Source organism: uncultured Campylobacter sp. (assembly GCF_938041645.1).
Classification (GTDB): Bacteria; Campylobacterota; Campylobacteria; order Campylobacterales; family Campylobacteraceae; genus Campylobacter_B.
This window is the reverse complement of sequence record NZ_CALIST010000016.1, coordinates 1-19,047: the sequence shown is the minus strand read 5'-3', so window position 1 is coordinate 19,047 and position 19,047 is coordinate 1. Positions and strand designations below refer to the sequence as shown.

General features: G+C 49.0%; 18 protein-coding genes and 1 tRNA gene. 15 read left to right on the top strand and 4 right to left on the bottom strand.

What is annotated here, in order from left to right:
• Positions 1–20: 20 nt before the first annotated feature.
• The 9 genes from purL to purH all read left to right on the top strand — a co-directional run bounded on the left by purL (position 21) and on the right by purH (position 9,542).
• Positions 21–2,216, top strand: coding sequence for a phosphoribosylformylglycinamidine synthase subunit PurL (gene purL / locus Q0600_RS02365; RefSeq protein ID WP_298756458.1), 2,196 nt, complete (start codon positions 21–23; stop codon positions 2,214–2,216).
• A 96-nt stretch (positions 2,217–2,312) separates the two neighbouring features.
• Positions 2,313–3,206: a molecular chaperone DjiA gene (locus Q0600_RS02360; RefSeq protein WP_298756456.1), complete on the top strand. Its 894-nt coding sequence runs from the start codon at positions 2,313–2,315 to the stop codon at positions 3,204–3,206.
• A gap of 108 nt (positions 3,207–3,314) precedes the next feature.
• A complete protein-coding gene (locus tag Q0600_RS02355; protein WP_298756454.1) occupies positions 3,315–3,956 on the top strand; it encodes a hypothetical protein in 642 nt (213 codons plus the stop codon).
• Between the two features lie 16 nt (positions 3,957–3,972).
• Positions 3,973–4,584, top strand: a complete 612-nt coding sequence (locus tag Q0600_RS02350; protein WP_298756451.1) for a hypothetical protein — start codon at positions 3,973–3,975, stop codon at positions 4,582–4,584.
• A 14-nt stretch (positions 4,585–4,598) separates the two neighbouring features.
• Positions 4,599–5,222: a hypothetical protein gene (locus tag Q0600_RS02345; RefSeq protein ID WP_298756449.1), complete on the top strand. Its 624-nt coding sequence runs from the start codon at positions 4,599–4,601 to the stop codon at positions 5,220–5,222.
• A 26-nt stretch (positions 5,223–5,248) separates the two neighbouring features.
• Entirely contained in the window at positions 5,249–6,280 is a 1,032-nt protein-coding gene (locus Q0600_RS02340; protein WP_297894394.1) for a hypothetical protein, read from the top strand.
• Positions 6,281–6,463: 183 nt separating this feature from the next.
• On the top strand, positions 6,464–7,069 hold the full coding sequence (locus Q0600_RS02335; protein WP_298756446.1) for a hypothetical protein: 606 nt from the start codon (positions 6,464–6,466) through the stop codon (positions 7,067–7,069).
• Between the two features lie 330 nt (positions 7,070–7,399).
• Positions 7,400–7,987, top strand: a complete 588-nt coding sequence (locus Q0600_RS02330; protein WP_298756444.1) for a hypothetical protein — start codon at positions 7,400–7,402, stop codon at positions 7,985–7,987.
• Positions 7,988–8,003: 16 nt separating this feature from the next.
• Positions 8,004–9,542 carry a bifunctional phosphoribosylaminoimidazolecarboxamide formyltransferase/IMP cyclohydrolase gene (purH, locus tag Q0600_RS02325; protein ID WP_298756442.1) on the top strand — a complete coding sequence of 513 codons (1,539 nt, stop codon included), beginning with the start codon at positions 8,004–8,006 and terminating at the stop codon, positions 9,540–9,542.
• A gap of 301 nt (positions 9,543–9,843) precedes the next feature.
• Here the strand turns inward: purH and Q0600_RS02320 are convergent, their stop codons facing one another.
• On the bottom strand, positions 9,844–10,143 hold the full coding sequence (locus tag Q0600_RS02320; protein WP_298756440.1) for a hypothetical protein: 300 nt from the start codon (positions 10,141–10,143) through the stop codon (positions 9,844–9,846).
• A gap of 821 nt (positions 10,144–10,964) precedes the next feature.
• Between Q0600_RS02320 and msrB the strand changes: the two genes are divergently transcribed.
• Together msrB and Q0600_RS02310 are read left to right on the top strand one after the other, a co-directional pair.
• On the top strand, positions 10,965–12,038 hold the full coding sequence (msrB, locus tag Q0600_RS02315; RefSeq protein ID WP_298756435.1) for a peptide-methionine (R)-S-oxide reductase MsrB: 1,074 nt from the start codon (positions 10,965–10,967) through the stop codon (positions 12,036–12,038).
• A 790-nt stretch (positions 12,039–12,828) separates the two neighbouring features.
• Positions 12,829–13,017, top strand: a complete 189-nt coding sequence (locus Q0600_RS02310; protein ID WP_298756432.1) for a hypothetical protein — start codon at positions 12,829–12,831, stop codon at positions 13,015–13,017.
• Positions 13,018–13,130: 113 nt separating this feature from the next.
• On the opposite strand, the gene Q0600_RS02305 is transcribed toward Q0600_RS02310, so the two are convergent.
• From Q0600_RS02305 to Q0600_RS02295, 3 genes are all read right to left on the bottom strand, one after another.
• Positions 13,131–13,490, bottom strand: a complete 360-nt coding sequence (locus tag Q0600_RS02305; RefSeq protein WP_298756429.1) for a hypothetical protein — start codon at positions 13,488–13,490, stop codon at positions 13,131–13,133.
• A gap of 16 nt (positions 13,491–13,506) precedes the next feature.
• The gene (locus tag Q0600_RS02300) at positions 13,507–14,130 is read right to left on the bottom strand and encodes a hypothetical protein (protein WP_298756426.1); all 624 of its coding nucleotides are present in this window, start codon (positions 14,128–14,130) and stop codon (positions 13,507–13,509) included.
• Positions 14,131–14,197: 67 nt separating this feature from the next.
• Positions 14,198–15,511, bottom strand: coding sequence for a sodium-dependent transporter (locus Q0600_RS02295; RefSeq protein ID WP_298756424.1), 1,314 nt, complete (start codon positions 15,509–15,511; stop codon positions 14,198–14,200).
• Positions 15,512–15,826: 315 nt separating this feature from the next.
• On the opposite strand from Q0600_RS02295, the gene Q0600_RS02290 reads away from it, so the two are divergent.
• The 4 genes from Q0600_RS02290 (at position 15,827) to Q0600_RS02275 (ending at position 18,932) form a co-directional block, all read left to right on the top strand.
• Positions 15,827–15,903: transfer RNA gene (locus tag Q0600_RS02290), tRNA-Arg, on the top strand.
• 64 nt (positions 15,904–15,967) lie between these two features.
• Positions 15,968–16,960, top strand: a complete 993-nt coding sequence (locus Q0600_RS02285) for an agmatine deiminase family protein (RefSeq protein ID WP_298756422.1) — start codon at positions 15,968–15,970, stop codon at positions 16,958–16,960.
• Between the two features lie 20 nt (positions 16,961–16,980).
• Positions 16,981–18,153, top strand: coding sequence for a carbon-nitrogen hydrolase (locus Q0600_RS02280; protein WP_298756419.1), 1,173 nt, complete (start codon positions 16,981–16,983; stop codon positions 18,151–18,153).
• Positions 18,154–18,428: 275 nt separating this feature from the next.
• The gene (locus Q0600_RS02275) at positions 18,429–18,932 is read left to right on the top strand and encodes a type II secretion system protein (RefSeq protein WP_298098800.1); all 504 of its coding nucleotides are present in this window, start codon (positions 18,429–18,431) and stop codon (positions 18,930–18,932) included.
• Positions 18,933–19,047: the final 115 nt, after the last annotated feature.

Genomic DNA, 19,047 nt, shown 5'->3' with positions numbered 1-19,047 from the left:
AACGGCGAAAAGGGCGAAAAATGGATAAAAAAGTAGTAGCGGCACATAAAATTTCAGACGAAGAATATGAAAAAATTTTAAAAATTTTAGGTCGCGAGCCGAATCTGCTCGAGCTTGGGATTTTTAGCGCGATGTGGAGCGAGCACTGTAGCTACAAATCGAGCAAAAAATACTTAAGCGGCTTCCCGACTAAGGCGCCTTGGGTCATCCAGGGCCCTGGTGAAAACGCAGGCGTCATCGACATCGGCGGCGGCATGGCGGCGGTTTTTAAGATGGAAAGCCACAACCACCCAAGCTTCATTGAGCCGTTTCAGGGCGCTGCGACAGGTGTGGGCGGGATACTGCGCGACATCTTTACGATGGGCGCGCGCGTCGAAGCCAATATGAACTCGCTTCGTTTCGGCGAGGTGCTAGGAATAAGCGATAATGCGCGCAAGCAGCGCTATCTGCTAAAAGGGGCAGTCGCGGGCATCGCGCACTACGGCAACTGCATGGGCATCCCTACGATAGGCGGCGAGACGAGCTTCGATAAGAGCTTTGACGGCAACATTTTGGTTAATGCCTTTGCTCTAGGTATCGTTAAAAAGGATGAAATTTTCTACGGCAGGGCCGAAGGCGTGGGCAACAGCGTGATCTACGTAGGCTCCAAAACCGGGCGCGACGGGCTCGGAGGAGCCGTGATGGCGAGCGATAGCTTTAGCGACGCGAACAAATCCCTGCGTCCGACGGTGCAGGTGGGCGATCCGTTCGCTGAAAAGCTGCTGATGGAGGCGTGTTTGGAGCTTTTTAAAACCGACTACGTCGTGGGTATCCAGGATATGGGCGCAGCGGGGCTTACTTCGAGTAGCTTTGAGATGGCGGGGCGCAGTGGCAGCGGCATGAGGTTAAATTTGGATCGCGTGCCGATGCGCGAAGAGGGGATGAGCCCGTATGAGCTGATGCTAAGCGAGAGCCAAGAGCGTATGCTGATCTGCGCCAAAAAGGGCTGCGAGGAGAAAATCAAAGAAATTTTTGCCAAATGGGATCTCGACGCCGCCGTCATCGGCGAGGTGACGGATAGCGGCAAGATGGAGCTTTTTTGGCACGGCGAGCTGGCAGGCGTCATCCCGATCGAGCCGCTTAGCGAGGCGGCGCCCGTGCTGGATCGCCCGATAAAAGAGCCTGCATATATGGCGCAGATCGCGCGGCAAAATTTATGCGGCTGCGGCGCGAGCGAGCGCGAGCTGGACGCGGCGTTTGATAAAATTTTTGAGGACCCCGAAGTGCTAAATAAATCCTACATCTACGATCAATACGACGCCAACGTGGGGTTAAACTCCGCCAAGCGTCCCGGTATGCTGGGCGCTGCGGTAATGCGAGTTAAGCAAAACGGCGTCAAGCTCGCGATGGCTGCGGACTGCAACACGCGGATGAATTACGTCCATCCTCGCATAGGCGCGGCGCTTGCGGTAGTATCGGCGGGGCGAAAGGTCGCGATGAGCGGCGCAACGCCTCTAGCCATCACCGATTGCCTAAACTACGGTAATCCGCAAAATCCAGAGGTTATGTGGCAGTTCGCGCAGGGCTGCGAGGGGATCAAGCAGGCTTGCGCCGCGCTAAATACCCCCGTCGTAAGCGGCAACGTAAGCCTTTATAACGAAACGGGCGGCGTTAGCATCCAGCCTACTCCCGCGATCGTCTGCGTGGGCACGAACGAGGGCGAGATCATCCCTAGCGATTTTTGCGCTAGCGGCGTGAGCGTTTATCTGGCGGGCGATACGAAGGGCGTTTTTGCGGGTTCGCTTTATATGAAAGCGGTAGAAAACCGCGTCGCAGGCAGCCTGCCGGAGCTAAATTTAAAAGCCGAACGCGCTCTGTGGGACTTCGCGATAGAAGCAGGCAGGAGCGGAGTTTTGGAATTTGCAAACTCAGTAGGAATCGGCGGCGTGGCGATCACGCTTGCGAAGATGGCGTGCGTGGGCGGCATTGGCGGCGAGTTTGAGATGAGCTGCGACGATAGTAGAGATATTTTCGATGAAAGCTTTTCGCGCGCGATTTTCGGCATACGCGACGAGGCGAAATTTAAAGAGCTGGCCGCAAAATACGGGCTAAGCTTGATGCGCCTAGGCACCAGCGGCGGCGAAGAGTTTCGTATAAATTCCCTCTGCAAAAAGCTCGCTGCACTAAAAGAAATTTACTTCGGCGAGTTTGCCAAGATCGTAAAGAGCGAAGATTAGCGCGTGCTTGGCATTGTATTTCTTTTAATCGCGCTTTATATTTTCGCTCAGATCGGCGGAGTTTTCAGTAACTCCGGTTATCGCAGCAAGGCGCTAATGCAGCTAGGAGAGGCTAAAATTTTAGTAGCGCTTCTAGCCAAGGTCGCCAAAAGCGACGGGCACGTAAGCGAGTCCGAAGCCGCGATGATAAGCGAAATTTTGGACGATTTGGTTCGCCAAATGGGCGCCGGCGAGCGCGAACGCGAGGCGCTGAAGCTCGTTTACAAAGTCGAGAAAGAAAGTCTCGCAAACGTGCGCGAGCTCGCCGAAAAATATAACCAAACCTACCGCCCGAGTCCGAGTCGCAAAACGGGGCTAATCTATTTCTTTTTAAATTTAGCCTACGTCGATCGCGGTTTTAGCGCGGCAGAGCGGCGCACAATCTCGCAGATTTGTGATGGATTGGGTCTGCCCGAGCATATCCAAAGTCAGATGTTTGCGACCTTTGAGCGCAGCTTTTACGGCACATATTACGAAAACGGCGGCGCGCAAAGCGATACGGCTTACGACGAATACGACGGCTATAGCACAAGAAGCGGCGGGTATTGGGACAAATACGGCGGCAGAAGCACCGGCGGCTACGGCAGCAGCAGTTACGGCGGTGGTACGGGCTACGGCTATGGCGGCTCGGCGGGTTCGGGCTACGGAGGCTCGCAAAGTTCGGGCGGTTCATACGGCGGCGGATATTCTGGCGGATATGGTAGCGGCTATTCAGGCGGCTCGCAAGGCTCCGCCAAAACCAAAAGAGATCCGTATGAAATTTTGGGACTTTCCAAGGACGCTACGTTTAGCGAGATCAAGAAAAAATACCGCGAGCTCGTGAAAAAATACCACCCCGACATCCTGATGGGCAAGGGCGCGGACGAGGAGATCATCCAGGAGGGCACGAAGAGGCTTCAGGAGATCAACGAGGCGTATAAAATTTTAAAGGAGCGCTTCGGCGAGAAGTAGGGCGAGCAAATTTTAAAATTTGAGGGCGCAGAGCGTCTTGAAATTTTAAAATAGGATGGCGAGACGACGGCAAGGTGCGGCGAAGGATTAGAATTTAAGGAGAGATAAATGAAAAATTTTATAGTTTTTGCCGTTTTGGCGGCACTACTTGGAGGATGCGCGAGCAAAAAAGACCAAAACGGAATAGCCGACTCGGAAGATATCGCAATGTTAAGCTTTGACAAAAATATTTCCACCAGATACCGAGCCCATAACGGAAAACTCTATAAAAACGGCAAAGTGTTAGGCAAATATCTTACGGCACCGGGACTTGGTATGCAGATTTATATGGATGAAATGGGAAATGGTTATATAGATCCTAGCGCGATAAAGGAACATAATTCTAAAAAAATTACGGAGATAATATTCGTTCCGAACGAATTTATTAAAGTGATCTCTTATAGCCATAATGACGGCGTTTGTAAAGCATTGTCCACAGGAAAATATGTACATATAAAGGAGTATATTACTATATATTCACGAGGCGAGCCGATCGTGGCATATAGTTATGATGTTTTGATGTCAAGAAAAGGAATGGGGAAAATTTCATCCAGGTATGATTTCGTTAATAAAAAGTTATCTTATGTGGATAAAAAAATTTTAGAAAAACTAAATTCGACAGTGGCAGATCATGTGCAAGCATCCGTCGTACTTAGCGGCGCTACGCTTCTTGGTCTGCTTTGTAGAGAAAAGTCTAAAAGGTTGGATTAAATTTAAGGAGCGATAAATGAAAAATTTTATAGTTTTTGCCGTTTTGGCGGCACTACTTGGAGGATGCGGGATATTGCGCCCGGCTAAGAGCGATAAGGAGTTTAAATTTTACGACGGCAACAAAACCGTGATCTATAAATTTGTGGGCGAGGATCTGTATGAAAACGGCAAAAATTTAGGCGTGTATTCTATGGATAGAGGTGAGTTTAGGATGCTCGTGCTCGACGAGGCGGGCAATTCTTACGGCAACAATTACAAGTCTGCGCTGAATGCCAAGAGGATGAAATTTTATCTTTTTAATGATGAAAGGGCTATGGTATTTAGCATTTGGCATAAAGATGGAATTTGCAGCGTTTATAACGCAGGCAGATACGTAAATTTTGACTATACTTCAAATATATTCAAAGACGGCGATTGGCTTTATGCGGACGGCAAAATTTCAAAAAGCGAGAGCTCGGTGCAAAATATGAGTTCAAAAACGTTGAGCGCATATAAAAATATGAATTTTGAAAAAGCGGTCGATCGCAAAGATACGAAATATATCGCGGAGGAGTTGGCTGTGGCTGGATTTTTCAAAAAGACGATCGAGGGTCTTAAAACCATGATCTTAGACGATTTTTGCAGATAAACTTCGGGGGAGTTATGGATAAAATTAAAATTTTAGCCCTGCTTGCGGCGGTCGCGCTGCTTGCGGGTTGTATGAAGGTAAAGTATTCGCAAGCCGAGCTACATCCGGAAAATTCCGTGATGATGAGCTACGACGGGCAGACCGTCACCGAGTATAAAATTTCAGGCGGCGTGCTTTTAAAAGATGACGCGATCTTAGGAAGATATGAAGAGGAGGGCTCCAATCTCTATCTATTTACGGACGAAAGAGGAGTTGGCGTGGCTAAGGATCAAATTTCGCAAAGAGCTCTAAATAAATTTACGATCTACGTTTTTACGCCCAATAAAGAGCTACGAATCGCCGAGTATTCCGCGAGCGGCGGCGTTTGCAAGACCTTTGCGGAGGGCAAATTCGTAAACCTAAAAGAGCACTTTAGCGGCTACGCTTCCTCCGCGCCGCTTTATTCATACTCGTTTTTGGCTTCGGTGTCGCAAAGCGCTAGCGCAAACGTGATCTCACGCTACGAATACGTGAGCTCAAGCCTAAAAAATAGTAGGACGTTTTTGCAAAGCCCGCATGCGGCTCTAGGCAATACGGTCAAGCAGAGCATCGAGTGGCACCGGGACAGATTGCGCGATATTTGTAAGTTAAAATTTTAAAACCAAACCAACACGAAAGGAAAAACATGGGATTTTTATCCAAAGACGAAGAGCCGCAGAAGCAGGGCGCCAAAAAGGCGGCGAAGCAACCGCCGATCTTGATGAAGCAAACGCAAGAGGTGATCACCAATATCGAGAAATATCTGGGCGCGCCGCTGCTTACCTACTTCAATTCGGGCGCGGGCAGCGTTTGCGGTAACGACGCAATCAGTATCAACGACCATCTCAAGGGCAAGCATTTTGAAAAGCTCTACCTTTACATCAAATCTGACGGCGGCAGCGGCATCGCATCGCTTAAGATCGTCTCGATCCTGCGCAACCACTGCGACGAGCTGATCGCGCTGGTGCCGGCAAACTGCGCTTCGGCGGCTACGATGATGGCGCTTGGGGCGAATAAAATTTTAATGGGGCCGCTAGGATACCTTACGTCGGTCGATACCTCGCTGCGACACGAGCTTTCGCCGGTTACGAACACCAACGACCAGGCCAACGTCTCGATGGACGAGCTAAGCCGCGTGGTAAAGCTTTGGAAAAATAACGAGCGCCCGAACGACGAGAACCCGTATAAGGAGCTTTACAAATATATCCATCCGCTCGTTTTCGGCGCCGTCGATCGTGCAAGCAGCCTGTCACTTAAAATTTGCCGCGAAATTCTGCGCTACCATTTCGAAGATGAGCAAAAGATCGCCTTTATCAGCGACAAGCTAAACAGCGGCTATCCGTCGCACGACTATCCGATCTTATTTAGAGAGGCTAACGAGCTTGGGCTTCAGGTAGAGAAGATGGATACGCGCCTAAGCGAGATGCTTCAAATTTTAAACGAGCTCTACGCCGAGATGGGGCAGCGCACCTTCACCGACTTTGATGAGAACAACTACCACGACAACAACATCGCCAACATCATCGAAATTTTGGGATGCCAGATTTATTATCAGATCGACAAGGACTGGTTTTACCGCGAGGAGGAGAAGCGCTGGATCGTGCTAAACGACGAGAGCTCGTGGCGCAAAAACGAACTCGACGGCAAAAATATCAAAAACAGCATCTATTATATTTAGTGCGGTTTTCGATCTCGTGCCGTTTTAAATTTACAGCTTGTAAAATTTAAACGAGCTCATAAAATTTAAACAGGCGGCGCGAGCGGTTTTATGCGAACGCAGTGCGCTTGATGCGCTTTAAATTTTACCGATTTTGCGGCGTGCGCGAGTTGCTGCGCGCCTTAAAATTTTAAAAGGGGAAAAATGAAAAATTTGATTTTGATCTTTTCTGGGTTTTTGCTTGCGGGCTGCTTCGCTACGCCTTCAAAGGCCGGGAGCGGCGACGCTTTAAAAATTTTCGACGGCAGCCAAACGAAGGTCTATGAACTGCGCGCGGATCAGGTGTATGAAAACGGCAAGCTACTGGGCAAATATGAAAAGATAGGCGAGGCGGAGTTCGGCGTCGCGACCGACGGGCAGGGCGGCTCCTACGCCTACACCGACGATAGCGCGGTTAAAAGCAAAAATTTAAAGAGCTACAACAAATATCTTTTCGATCCAAGAAGCGGCGTGAAGGTCGTGAAGCTTTACCACGAGAGCGGTATTTGCGAGGCTTACAGATCGGGCTATTTGGTGGATATTACGATTTATAAAAGCGTTTACGACGGCGAGGCGTTCGTCAAATCCTACAGCGCCAAGGTCTATATTTCGAACTCGCGCGCACTAAGCAGCGATGAAAAATATGAATATCTAAGCCCCGCGCTTGCAAAAAATATGAGCGAGAAGCAGCGACAAACGGCGCTAATGGAGCTCGTGGGCGATGACGTAGCCGCGCTTATGGATGAGCTGGGAAACAAAATGTGCAGGTAAATTTAAAATTTTAAAAGCGGCAAGAGGAGGCGCCAACCTAGCTTGGCGATAAAAGCTGCGCCGCGAAATTTTAAATTTAGTCGGTTTGCGCAGGTCCTTGCGGCTAAATTTGCGCTGCGGTTTAAATTTACGTTTTGCGTCGCGGCTTTTAATTTAGCTTTTGCAAGCGGCGCAGAATTTTAAAATTTACGTTCGCACGAGCATGGCGGCGATATTTAAGAAGCAAATTTAAAATTTACGCGCGGTAAATGCGGTAAATTTAGTAAATTTCACTTTGCCGATTCCGCTTCATAAATCAGGCAAAATTTTAAAATTTAAAGGATTTTTGCGATGAAATTTTTTATCTCGTCTCTATTTTTGGCTCTGTCGCTGCTCGGCTGCGCTGGCAAAAACTCGCCTGCAAGCGATAAAACCTACGTTCTTTCAAGCGAGCTTGGAGATACGAAATACGCTTTTTACGGCGGAAATCTCTACGAAAACGGCGCGATTTTAGGTCCTTATGAAACGCGAGGCGATGCGAAGCTTGCGATTTTAGGCGGCGGCGCAAATTTAGATAAAAACGCGAAGCTCATAAAACTATATTTTTTCGAGCGCAGATACGGCGCGATCTACGCCGTAAGCCACAAAAACGGGATCTGCGCCGAGTACAATAAGGGAAATTTCGTAGATTTTCAAATTTTATTTAATATTTTTCAAAGCAAAGAGTGGTTTAATTATAGCGGCGGCATCTCTCGCGATAATGAGAAGCTAAAAGAGCTGGCTTCGGCGCGCATGGCGAAATTTAAAGACGCAAAGCTCGGCGCGGCGGATGAAAAGACAAGGCGTGAGTATCAAAAGGCTCGCCGCGAGGCGATTTTGTATTTTCAGCTTAATGCAAACGATATGCGCGAGCTGATTTTTAAAAAACTATGCGAATAAATTAAAAGGAGAAAAGATGAGAGCGTTAATCAGCGTCAGCGATAAAGAGGGCGTCGTAGAGTTTGCCAAAGGGCTTGAGCAGCTAGGATTTGAAATTTTAAGCACGGGCGGCACGCATAAATTGCTTTTGCAAAATGGCGTGAAAGCAGCGGAAGTGAGCCAATACTCGGGCTCGCCCGAGATGTTTGAGGGGCGGGTTAAGACCCTGCATCCCAAAATCCACGGCGGAATTTTGTATAAACGAAACGACGCAAATCACGTAAGCCAAGCCGCGCAGCACGACATCGGTGGCATTGATCTAGTGTGCGTGAACCTCTATCCTTTTAAAGCGACCGTAGCCCGCACCGACGATTTTTCAGAGATCATCGAAAACATCGACATCGGCGGGCCTGCGATGGTTCGAAGCGCGGCTAAGAATTTTGCTAGCGTCTATGTAGTCACAAGTCCGCTTGATTACGACGCGGTTTTGCAAAATTTAAGTAGCGCGGACGAGAGCGAGAAGCTGAAATTTAGGCAAAATTTAATGATAAAAGCTTATGAGCACACCGCAGCCTACGACGCGATGATCGCAAACTATATGAACGAGCGCTTTAACGGCGGCTTCGGCGCGAAAAAATTTATCACGGGCAGCAAGGTATTCGATACTCGCTACGGCGAAAATCCGCATCAAAAGGGCGCGCTGTACGAGTTCGAGGAGTTTTTTAGCAAGCACTTTAAGAGCCTGAAGGGCGAGGCGAGCTTTAACAATATGACCGATATGCACGGCGCGCTGATGCTCGCTAGTAGCTTCGGAGAGGCGCCTGCGGTGGCGATCTGCAAGCACGCCAATCCATGCGGCTTTGCCGTGAAGGGAAGCCTGCTTGAAAGCTACGTAGAGGCGCTAAAATGCGACCCCGTTTCGGCATACGGCGGCGTCGTGGCGATAAATGGCGTTTTGGACGAGGAGCTAGCGAATAAAATTAACGAAATTTTTGTCGAGGTTATCCTTGCCGCTCGCGTTACGCCCGCGGCGCTTGCGGTATTTGAAAAGAAAAAACGCATTAAAATTTTCGAGCAGGGCGGGGAGTTTTTAATTCGTGAAAACGACAAGTATGATTTTAAATTCATTGACGGCGGCTTCGTATATCAGCAGCGCGACTACGTGGGCGCGGACGAGGTCGCAAACGCCCGCTGCGTCACGGGGCGCGCGGCGAGCCAGAGCGAACTTAGCGATCTAAAAATCGCGTGGCAGATCGCCGCACTTACGAAGAGTAACTGCGTGGTTTACGTCAAAGCTCGCGCGATGGTCGCGATCGGCATGGGTATGACGAGCCGCGTGGACGCCGCGCGTGCGGCAGTGGCAAAGGCTCGCGACGTGGGCGTCGATCTGAGCGGCTGCGCGCTTGCCAGCGAGGCGTTTTTTCCGTTTAAAGACAGCATCGAGATCGCCCATGCTGCGGGCGTCGCAGCGGTGGTGCAGCCCGGCGGCAGCATCCGCGACGATGAGGTGATCGCAAGCGCCGACGAGTTCGGCATGGCGATGTATTTTACGGGAGTGCGCCACTTTTTGCACTAAATTTTGCTCGCCTGCGGCGGGGTGGATCTCGTTGCGCTCGCTTCGTAACTTTTTATGCCGTTGCAAATATTGAAAACTGCGCCGGAGCGGATCTCGTTGCTCGCTGTATAGCGCGCGCGGTGTGGGTCTAATGCACGGTGCTTTGTTACGCGCCAACGCGGTGCGGACCTGGCTGCCTCTATTACAAGGCGCGCGATATAAATTTGACTGCGCTCCGCTACGTGGCGGAGGCAGTGTGAATCCGACTGTTCGCACTTCGTTATACTACTGCATGGCGCGGGTTTAGCTACGCGATATGACGCTACGTATCGGTGCGGCGCAGTTTAAATTTAATCATTCGCCGCTCCTGAATGGTCGCGAAAATTTTAAATTTAATCGCACGCAGCGGATGGGTTCGCGCCTCGCCGTCGCATAGCGGCGCACAAATTTTATCTCGCAGCGCGAAAATTTCATGGCGCCTATTTTGCGTTGAAATTTCGGCGCCGTTTCGCAGCAGATACGGAGCGGAGTATAAATTTTTAAGGCGGCGCCTCGTCGCGATCGGTGTGCGCTCGTAGATAAATTTTAATCGCGCGGCAAGCGGATGGACGCCGTGCCGCAACCTAAGCGGTGCGTAGATAAAATTTTAAATGCGGCAAAGCAGCGGGCGCAGTGCAAAGCTTCCGTCTCGCAAGCAGTCCGTGCCCTCGCAAAACGGCGCCTGCGGTAGAATTCGGCCGCGTCGTAAAACTCGCAAAGGCGCTAAATCAGGCTCAAGCCACGGTTGCGCAGCGGTAAAATTTTAATTATCGCGACGGTAGCAAAATCTAGCCGCGAGGCGCAACAATAAAATTTAGTGCCGTAATAGGGCGTATCAAAATCTCTAAATTCCCACGTAAGCTGCGATGAATGGATAAATTTCACGCGAGCCGTAGCGCAGGCGAATGGACGGCGCAAGGGTCTCGCTCGTAAAAGAGTTAGAATTTCATCGTAGCGCAGGGGCGACGAAATTCCAACCCTACAGCGGTAGCAAAATTTTAATTCTTGCCGCGGCGATCAAATCCAACCGTTTGCCGCGCTAGCAAAATCCAGTCTCCGTTGAAGCGGTAAAATTTTAATCTTGGCGGGGGCGGTAAAATTTCAGCCCTCGTTATAGCATAGAATTTTAACCGCTTGCGAGGAGGTAAAATTCCGATGTTGCAGCGTGCTGCGAGGATAAGATAAAATTTTGATCTTGCGCCGCCGCGGTAAGATAAAATTTTTGATCCCGCCTCACCGCAGCGATAAAATTCTAATTCTGCGGCGACGGCGAGCCGAGAGCCCCGATCCCGCGGCGGTAAAATTTGGGTACTGATCCGCCGTAAGCGATAAAATTTCTCTCTTTCACTCTCGCTTCATTTAGAGATTGTAAAATTGCGCAAAATTTAAAACGAAAGGATCAAAATGAAAATTTCTAAAGTTTTAATCTGCCTCTTTGCTTTGGCGGCGGGTTATTTAGTCGCGCTCAATGCCGCAGGCGGCAGTAGCGCCGGTGCGTCGGACGCAAATTTTAAAGTTAAAGGAGGCGGCGTGAACGCAAACGTAAAAGAAATTTATCTAGCAGGCGGCTGCTTTTGGGGCATGGAGGCGTATTACAAACAGCTCGACGGCATAGTCGCGACGCAGGTAGGCTACGCCAACGGCAAGAGCAATAAAGCAAGCTACGAGGGCTTACATAGCAGCGATCATGCCGAGACGCTACACTTAAAATACGACGCCAACGTCATCAGCGAGCCTGAAATTTTGGCGCATTATTTCCGCATCATCGATCCGTTCTCGATCGACAAGCAGGGTAACGACCGCGGTCGCCAGTATCGCACGGGCATCTATTATACCGATGAATCAAGCGGCGAGATCGCGCGCTATTTCATAGCGGCGCAGCAGGCAAAATTTAAAGAAAAGATCGCCGTCGAAGTGGCGCCACTAAAGAATTTCGTCCGCGCCGAGGAGTATCATCAGGATTATCTTGGCAAAAACCCGGGCGGATACTGCCACATCGATCTGCGCCTTGCTAAAAAGCCGCTTGAGGACGATGAAAAATTTAAAGTGCAAAGCAAGGATGAGCTAAAGAAAAATTTGACCGAGCTTCAGTATCAAGTCACGCAAGAAAAGGCGACCGAGCGGCCGTTTTCGAGCGAATACGACAAGAATTATAAAAAGGGCATCTACATCGACATCGTGTCGAAAAAACCGCTCTTTTCCTCTACCGATAAATACAACTCCGGCACCGGCTGGCCGAGCTTTTCAAAGCCGATAACGACCGATGCGATCGCGTACGCGCAAGACGACAGCCACGGTATGCAGCGCGTCGAGGTCTCCAGCCGCGTAGGAGGCAGCCATTTAGGACACGTCTTTGAGGACGGACCGAGAGATAAGGGCGGTATGAGATACTGCATCAACGGCGCTAGCTTGGAATTTATACCGCTTGAGGAGATGGACGCGCGCGGCTACGGCGAGTATAAAATTTACGTAGAGTAAGCGGTGGTTTCGGGATTAGCCTGCTTATTGTGCGACTTCTAGTTTAGCTTGCAACCGAGCAGTTTTGCGACCGGCTTGCGGCTTGGGCGATTTTGAGGCTAGCCCGCTTGCTGGGCGGCTTTGGGATCGGCTTACGACCGGACGGCTTTGGGTTGTGTTTATTGCTTGGATAGGTTCAGGACTAGCCTGTGGCGGGGTGGCTTGGAGGCTGGTCTGTGACTGAGCGATTTAGTGGCTCGGCTCGCTCAGCTCGCATTTAGTCGGCAATTTGCGGCTAGATCGTCTAACTCGTTAGTCCGTCTACTCATTTGTGGATCAGTCCGCTCGGATTGCAATCGGTCGGGGATTTACGGCTGGGATTGTTAATCGGCCTGCTCATTTGGCGTACTAAGCGGTTTTGAAACCAAACCGACGACCGATCTGGTGCTTCGGCGGTCCGTCTGCTTCGGCGATCACTTGGTTTGACGAAAGGTTTGTCTGCGGCCGTTCTCGTCGGTTTTGCTAGATCGTTTGCTCTGGCGAGCTGCTTCGGTTTTGCGCGATTGGCCCTGCAACTGAGCCGGTAACCGATCCTGCGGCTGGTCGGCGATCGGTCGGTCGGTGCGGCGGAATTTAAACAAAGTAGAGGCGGTTCGTCCTCTGCCTTAGCGCTCGGTAAAATTTGTGCGATAGAATTTAAACAAGGCGAGGGCGGTTCGGCGGCTCCGAATAAGATTTTAATAGAGTGCGGCTACGGTCGCACCGCTGCCAAAATGAACGCGCCACGGAGAAGCCGCGCTGTGGATGAAATTTGAGCTCGCATTGCTTAAATTCCATCGCCACGAGCCGTTTCGGTTTCGCGGTCGGTCAATCGGCCGTGAATGGAATTTTAACAAAGCAGATCGAGACTGCTGCCGACAGGGCGATCATACTCGCAGGCAGCCGCGCTGCGGATAAAATTTTAAGTTTAATCGAATGGGACAAATTTGAAGCGGATTAAGTCTGCCTCTTTTAAAATTTGCGCCTAAGCTTGCGAACGAAGCGGATGCGGCGGCAGCTCGTTTAAATTAAATTTGGACGGGATCGTATGGGCTTGACGAAAGCGCCCGCCATTTAAATTTGAGATAAAATTTTAATGGCTAGCCCCGCGCAAAACAGGAAAATCCCTGCATAGATCGCTAAAAACGGCGCGATTATCGCATAATGGATGATAAACTCAAAGAAATTGTAGATCAAATGCTTGCTTTTGGGCTCTTTAAATTTTAATTCTAGCGGCTCGTTCGAATCAAACGGCGTGTTGGATCGCAAGATGTGCCTCAGACTAAACATCCAGCGCACGAAATCTATTCTATTGCGCTGCATATAGTCTTTGCCGATGCCCAATACGCCGTTTATATAGCATACAAAACCAAAACCGCCGAAAAACAAAATTAGCCCGATGTCGATCAGTCTATCGCTTATAAGGTATCCCATTCTTCAAATCTTTTGATTAATATTTTTTCAAATTTTTAAAACCACAGATTGTAAAAATCAAACCCCAAGAATCAACGCCGCAACCGGCAATAAACCATAGAGAGAAAAATGTAATCCAAAAATACATCTTAATTTTCGAGGTAAAATATAGGTTAAAGCTTTTTAGCCCGAAGCTTATCTCTCCCATAGCCATTTCGCCGAAATAATAATATGTAGTTCCTAAATACCCCAAGAAAAACGTAAATATAATAGCGGGAATTCCTTTTGGAAAAACTTTTAAATCATAGATATTTGGCATATTGTAAAAACTAAGATAAATCATCAAAGCCGAGCAAACAATCACCCAAATCCACATAAAACTTACGTAAAAAGCTGTAACCTGGGGCATTGCGCTAATAGTTTCAAAGGCTTCGATATTCGGAAAAATTCCTTTCATAAATTTAACGAAACTAGCGCAGGCTTCGCTTTTATCTAAAACTTTTATCGGTATAAAAAACACCGATAAAGATATAAGCGCATAAATAGGCATCGAATATTCTGCAAATTTAGAAAGCTTGGATTTTTCGCGGATTTTCGTAGGTCTCGAATCCCATTCGCGCAATTTGGGCTTTGGGGAATTTTCGTTTTCTAAATCGCTCATACAATCGATCCTTTTATTCATTGCAGATTAAATTTTTTAATCTCATACTTCGATGATAAAATTTAACTCAAAACGAAATATGCATGCTTAGCGCGATTATGCAAAGCAGTAGCGCTAGCGGCACGTATAAAAAGCGCCCCACGTTGTACCAAAACGCGCCGTATCGCTTGGACGCGCCCAAATTTACTTCGTCCAGAATTTCATCTTTTTTGATCACCCAAAACCACGAAACCGCGCCGATGACCGCACCGATCGGGATGATGTAGATCGAGACGAAGTCCATCCACGGCCCCCATTTGACGATTGCTTCCATATTCACGCCCACGCCGAAGCAGATCACGCACAAAAGCACGAGCGTGCAGGTGCGGTTCAGGCGCGGAAATTTATGCATCAAGGACTCGGCGACGACTTCAAACATATTTTGAAGCGATGAAATTCCGCCGAAGATCACTGCCGTAAAGAGGATGATCGCAAAAATTTGCCCGCCGATCATATCTTGTAAAATTTTAGGCAGCGTCACAAAAAGCAGCCCCGGACCCGCGGCGGGATCTGTGTGATATGCAAAGACCGCAGGGATCATCACTAGCGCGGCCACCATCGCCGCAAGCGTGTCGAAAAACGCCGTATTTTTCGCAGCCGAGACGACATCTTCGTTTTTAGGCAGATACGCGCCGTAGACGATCATACCCGAGCCCGTGATCGAAAGCGAGAAAAACGCCTGTCCCATCGCAGATATCCACACCATCGGATCGCCAAGCTTGCCAAAATCGGGCGTGAATAGAAATTTATACCCCGCGCCCGAGCCCGGTAGCGTGGCGACCTTGACTGCAAGTACCGCAAAAAGGATGAAAAATAGCGGCATCATGATTTTGTTGGTTTTTTCGATACTGTGCGCACCGAAAAACAGCGTAAAAAGCGTGCCAGCAACGACGATGAAGTGAAACGGCACGACCGAATACGGCGTTAGCGCGAAGGATTCAAACCAGGTGTTCGTATCCACGCTCATCAGCGAGCCGTCTATGGCCTGCGCTAGGGCTTTGAGCACGTATGAGATGATGACTGCGTAGCCGATGGCGATACACAGCGAGCCTGCAAGCGGCAGCCAGCCGATGATCTTGCCGACGGTGCCGAGCCTGCGACTTTTCCACGCGTATTCGTAAGAGCCCAAAGTGCCCGTTTTAGCGCGGCGTCCGATGGCGTACTCGGCGCTAAGTCCCGCATAGGAAAACAGCGCGATAAAAAATAGATAGATCAGCAAAAACGCGCCGCCGCCGTTCGTGCCGAGTTTATAGGGGAAGCCCCAAACGTTTGCCATACCCACGGCAGAGCCCACGCAGGCGATGATGAAAGCCCAGCGCGACGAGAAACTTCGTTTATTCATTTGCATACCCCTATTTAAATTTGCGTTATGGTAGCAAAAAAGTATTTAAATTTTATTTATTGTGCGTAGGATTTGGGCTACAGAGCGGTAAAATTTTAGGGCATTTCGGGTTTGAGCTTGCAGAATTTTGAGCAAGCAAATTTTAAATAGTTAAATTTCACTCATAAAATTTTAAAGAGTGCGCAAAATTTAAGCGAGTTAAAATTCGGCGCGATAAATCTGAGCGAGCTGAAATTTATCGCGTGTCGAAATTTAAACCGTCTTTTTGGCTAAATTTAAGCTAAAAACGCTATAATCCCGTTTCTTTTATTTCGTGCGCTCGTAGCTCAGCTGGATAGAGCATTTGATTGCGGTTCAAAAGGTCGGGGATTCGAATTCCTCCGGGCGCACCATCCGCAAATATCTTTTTAAACCGACCTTCGCTATAATCCGTGAAATTTTAATCTTGGAGCAAAAATGAGAGCATTCGCCGAATGGGAGGAGCAAGAGGCGCTTTTGGTGTCTTTGCCGCACGCAGGTACCGACTGGGCGCCGTATTTAGGCGAGATACAGGCAGCTTATCGCGACTTTATCGCCGCTGCAGCGAGGTTTGAGCCTGTCGTCGCGATCGCGCCGAGCCGCGAGGATTTTGAGCAAATTTGCGGCGGCTTAGCAAACATGAGCTTCGTGCAAATCGATACTGACGATACGTGGATCCGCGATTACGGCGCGATCGACGTAGAGGAGGGCGGCAAAATCACGGGGTTAAATTTTCGTTTCAACGCCTGGGGCGGCAAATTTGCAAGCGCCAAGGACGACGCGTTAAATTCCAAGCTTTACGCCGCGAACGCCCGCCCGCTGCGAGACGTAGATCTGATCTTAGAGGGCGGCAGTGTCGATTTTGACGGCGCGGGCACGATGCTGACTACTAGCGCGTGTTTGCTGAACGAAAATCGCAACTCCCTAAGCAAGGTCGAGCTGGATGCGCGGCTGCGTGAAATTTTCGGGCTAAGAAACATAATCTGGCTTGAGCGCGGCTTCATAAAGGGCGACGATACCGATAGTCACGTCGATACTCTCGCACGTTTTCTAAACCCGCGCGTCGTGGCGATAAGCTCATGCGACGATCCGAGCGATCTGCACTATGCGGAGCTTGGCGCGATGAAAGATGAAATTTCATCGCTCGGATACGACGTGATCGAGCTTCCGATCCCGCGCGCGATCTTTTATCGGGGGCGCAGGCTGCCCGCGACTTACGCAAATTTCGTCTTTTTAAACGGCGCGCTCATCGTGCCTACCTACGCGGACCCCGCAGATCCGCACGATCCAAACCGCGCGGCGGACGAGCTGGCGCTGTCGCGTCTGCGAGCGGCGTGCGCGGATCGCGAAGTAGTGGGAGTAAACGCGCGCGTTTTCATCCGCCAAAACGGCTCGCTACACTGCTCGTGCATGAATAAATTCAGGCTTTAAATTTAGATCGAAGGAAAAATATGAAAATTTTAAAAGTTGGGCTGATTTCGCATAAATTTGAAGGTACCAAGGCGCGCACGATAGCGCGTAGCATCGAGCTCATCGCGCGTGCAGCGGCGAAGGGCGCGCAATTAATCGTTTTGCAAGAGCTTCATCAGACGCATTATTTTTGCCAGCGCGAAAATACCGAAAATTTCGACTATGCACAGGATTTCGAGCGTGATTTGCGGCTGTGGAGCGAAGTGGCGAAGAGATTTGGCGTCGTGCTGGTAAGCTCGCTTTTCGAGCGCCGCGCCGCGGGGCTGTATCACAACACCGCCGTGGTCTTCGAGCGCGACGGTAGGATCGCCGGCAAGTATCGCAAGATGCATATCCCCGACGATCCGCAGTTTTACGAAAAATTTTATTTCACGCCGGGCGATCTGGGCTTTAAGCCCATAGATACGAGCGTGGGACGGCTCGGCGTGCTCGTGTGCTGGGATCAGTGGTATCCCGAGGCGGCGCGCGCGATGGCGCTACGCGGTGCCGAGCTGCTCATATATCCGACCGCGATCGGGTGGTTCGACGGCGACGGCGAGGACGAAAAGGCGCGCCAGCTGGAGGCTTGGGTCGCGGTACAGCGCGGGCATGCGGTGGCAAACTCCCTGCCCGTAATCGCCGTAAATCGCGTGGGTTTTGAAAGCGCCGCGCTTAGCGAGGTTCCGCCGGATGAAATTTTATCCGGGGGCGAAGCAGGTTTGAATATGCGCGATAAAATTTCGCGCTCCACGGATGCGAGCGACGATAGTAAAATTTTAAGCGAGGGCGGAATTTTATCCTTTAATAATGGGGTGCTAACGGATAGCGGCAAAATGGCGATCGGCAGCGAAATTTTGCCCGCAAAGGATGAGGCGGCACGAGAAAATTTAAAAATTTCGATAGAGATTAAATTTAACGGCGAAACTTTAGAGGTACTGCCGAATAAACAGCGCGTAGATCAGCTTGTCAGCGAAGAGGGGATTAGGTTTTGGGGCAATAGCTTTATTTTCGGTGCGCAGGGCGAACAGCTGTTTCGTGCAAATAGCACCGATGAGCTATGCGAAGTCGTAACTATCGATATGCAAAGATGCGAAAACGTGCGCCGCTGGTGGCCGTTTTTGCGAGATAGACGCGTGGAGGAGTATGGAATTCTTACGAAGAGATACGGGTTGTAGCATTCTGTATCTCGAATAGACATATGGTTTATCGGACGCGCACAGAATGAAAGCAAATAATTTTTATGGTATCAATGTGTAGAGGCGCCGCCAAAATACATTAATAGACCAAATTGGTTTAAAATTTTGATTTTGAAATGCCCGAGAAATCGGATTTTGTAAATAAATTGTAAAAAATTTGCCAAAAACTATTGACAATTTTTAAATTTTTCTCTATAATTACGCCAAGTTTCGCATATAGGTATGCGGGATGAATTTTATATAAGGAGTAAACCATGAAAAAAGGTTTTACTATGATCGAGTTGATCTTCGTTATCGTTATTTTAGGTATCTTGGCAGCTGTTGCTATACCAAGACTTGCAGCTACTCGTGATGATGCAGAAATCGCAAAAGCTGGTACTAATGTTACCACGATTGTATCGGATCTTGGCTCTTATTATACATCACAAGCGAAATTTGCTAACGATCTTAAGTCTATGACAAATGTAGCAATAGATCCAGGTACAGGTTTTGTTGGTGAACTTAAGTCCGGTGGTAAAAAGTGCTTAAAAGTTACATTGAAAGATTCTGTTGCTGCGAATGGTACTGCTGGTATTGTTCCTGCTTATTTAAAAGTAGAGCAAGGTGCTGATAGTGGTGCTTCAATCTGCACTAAGCTATATGCGGATCCTTCAATTATAGATATCTTAAATAAGAAATTTAAGTATGTAGATAATGTAGATGGTACTGAAAAAGAACTTGATGGTTTTGCAATTAGCGGTGTTGCTGTAGTTAAATAAGTTAATATTTAACTTATAATATAGGGGTCTAACTTTATGTTAGACCCTTTTTACGTTTATAAGTACAAAAATAATATTTTTATAAGTATTATTTTATATTTGAAATTATTAAATC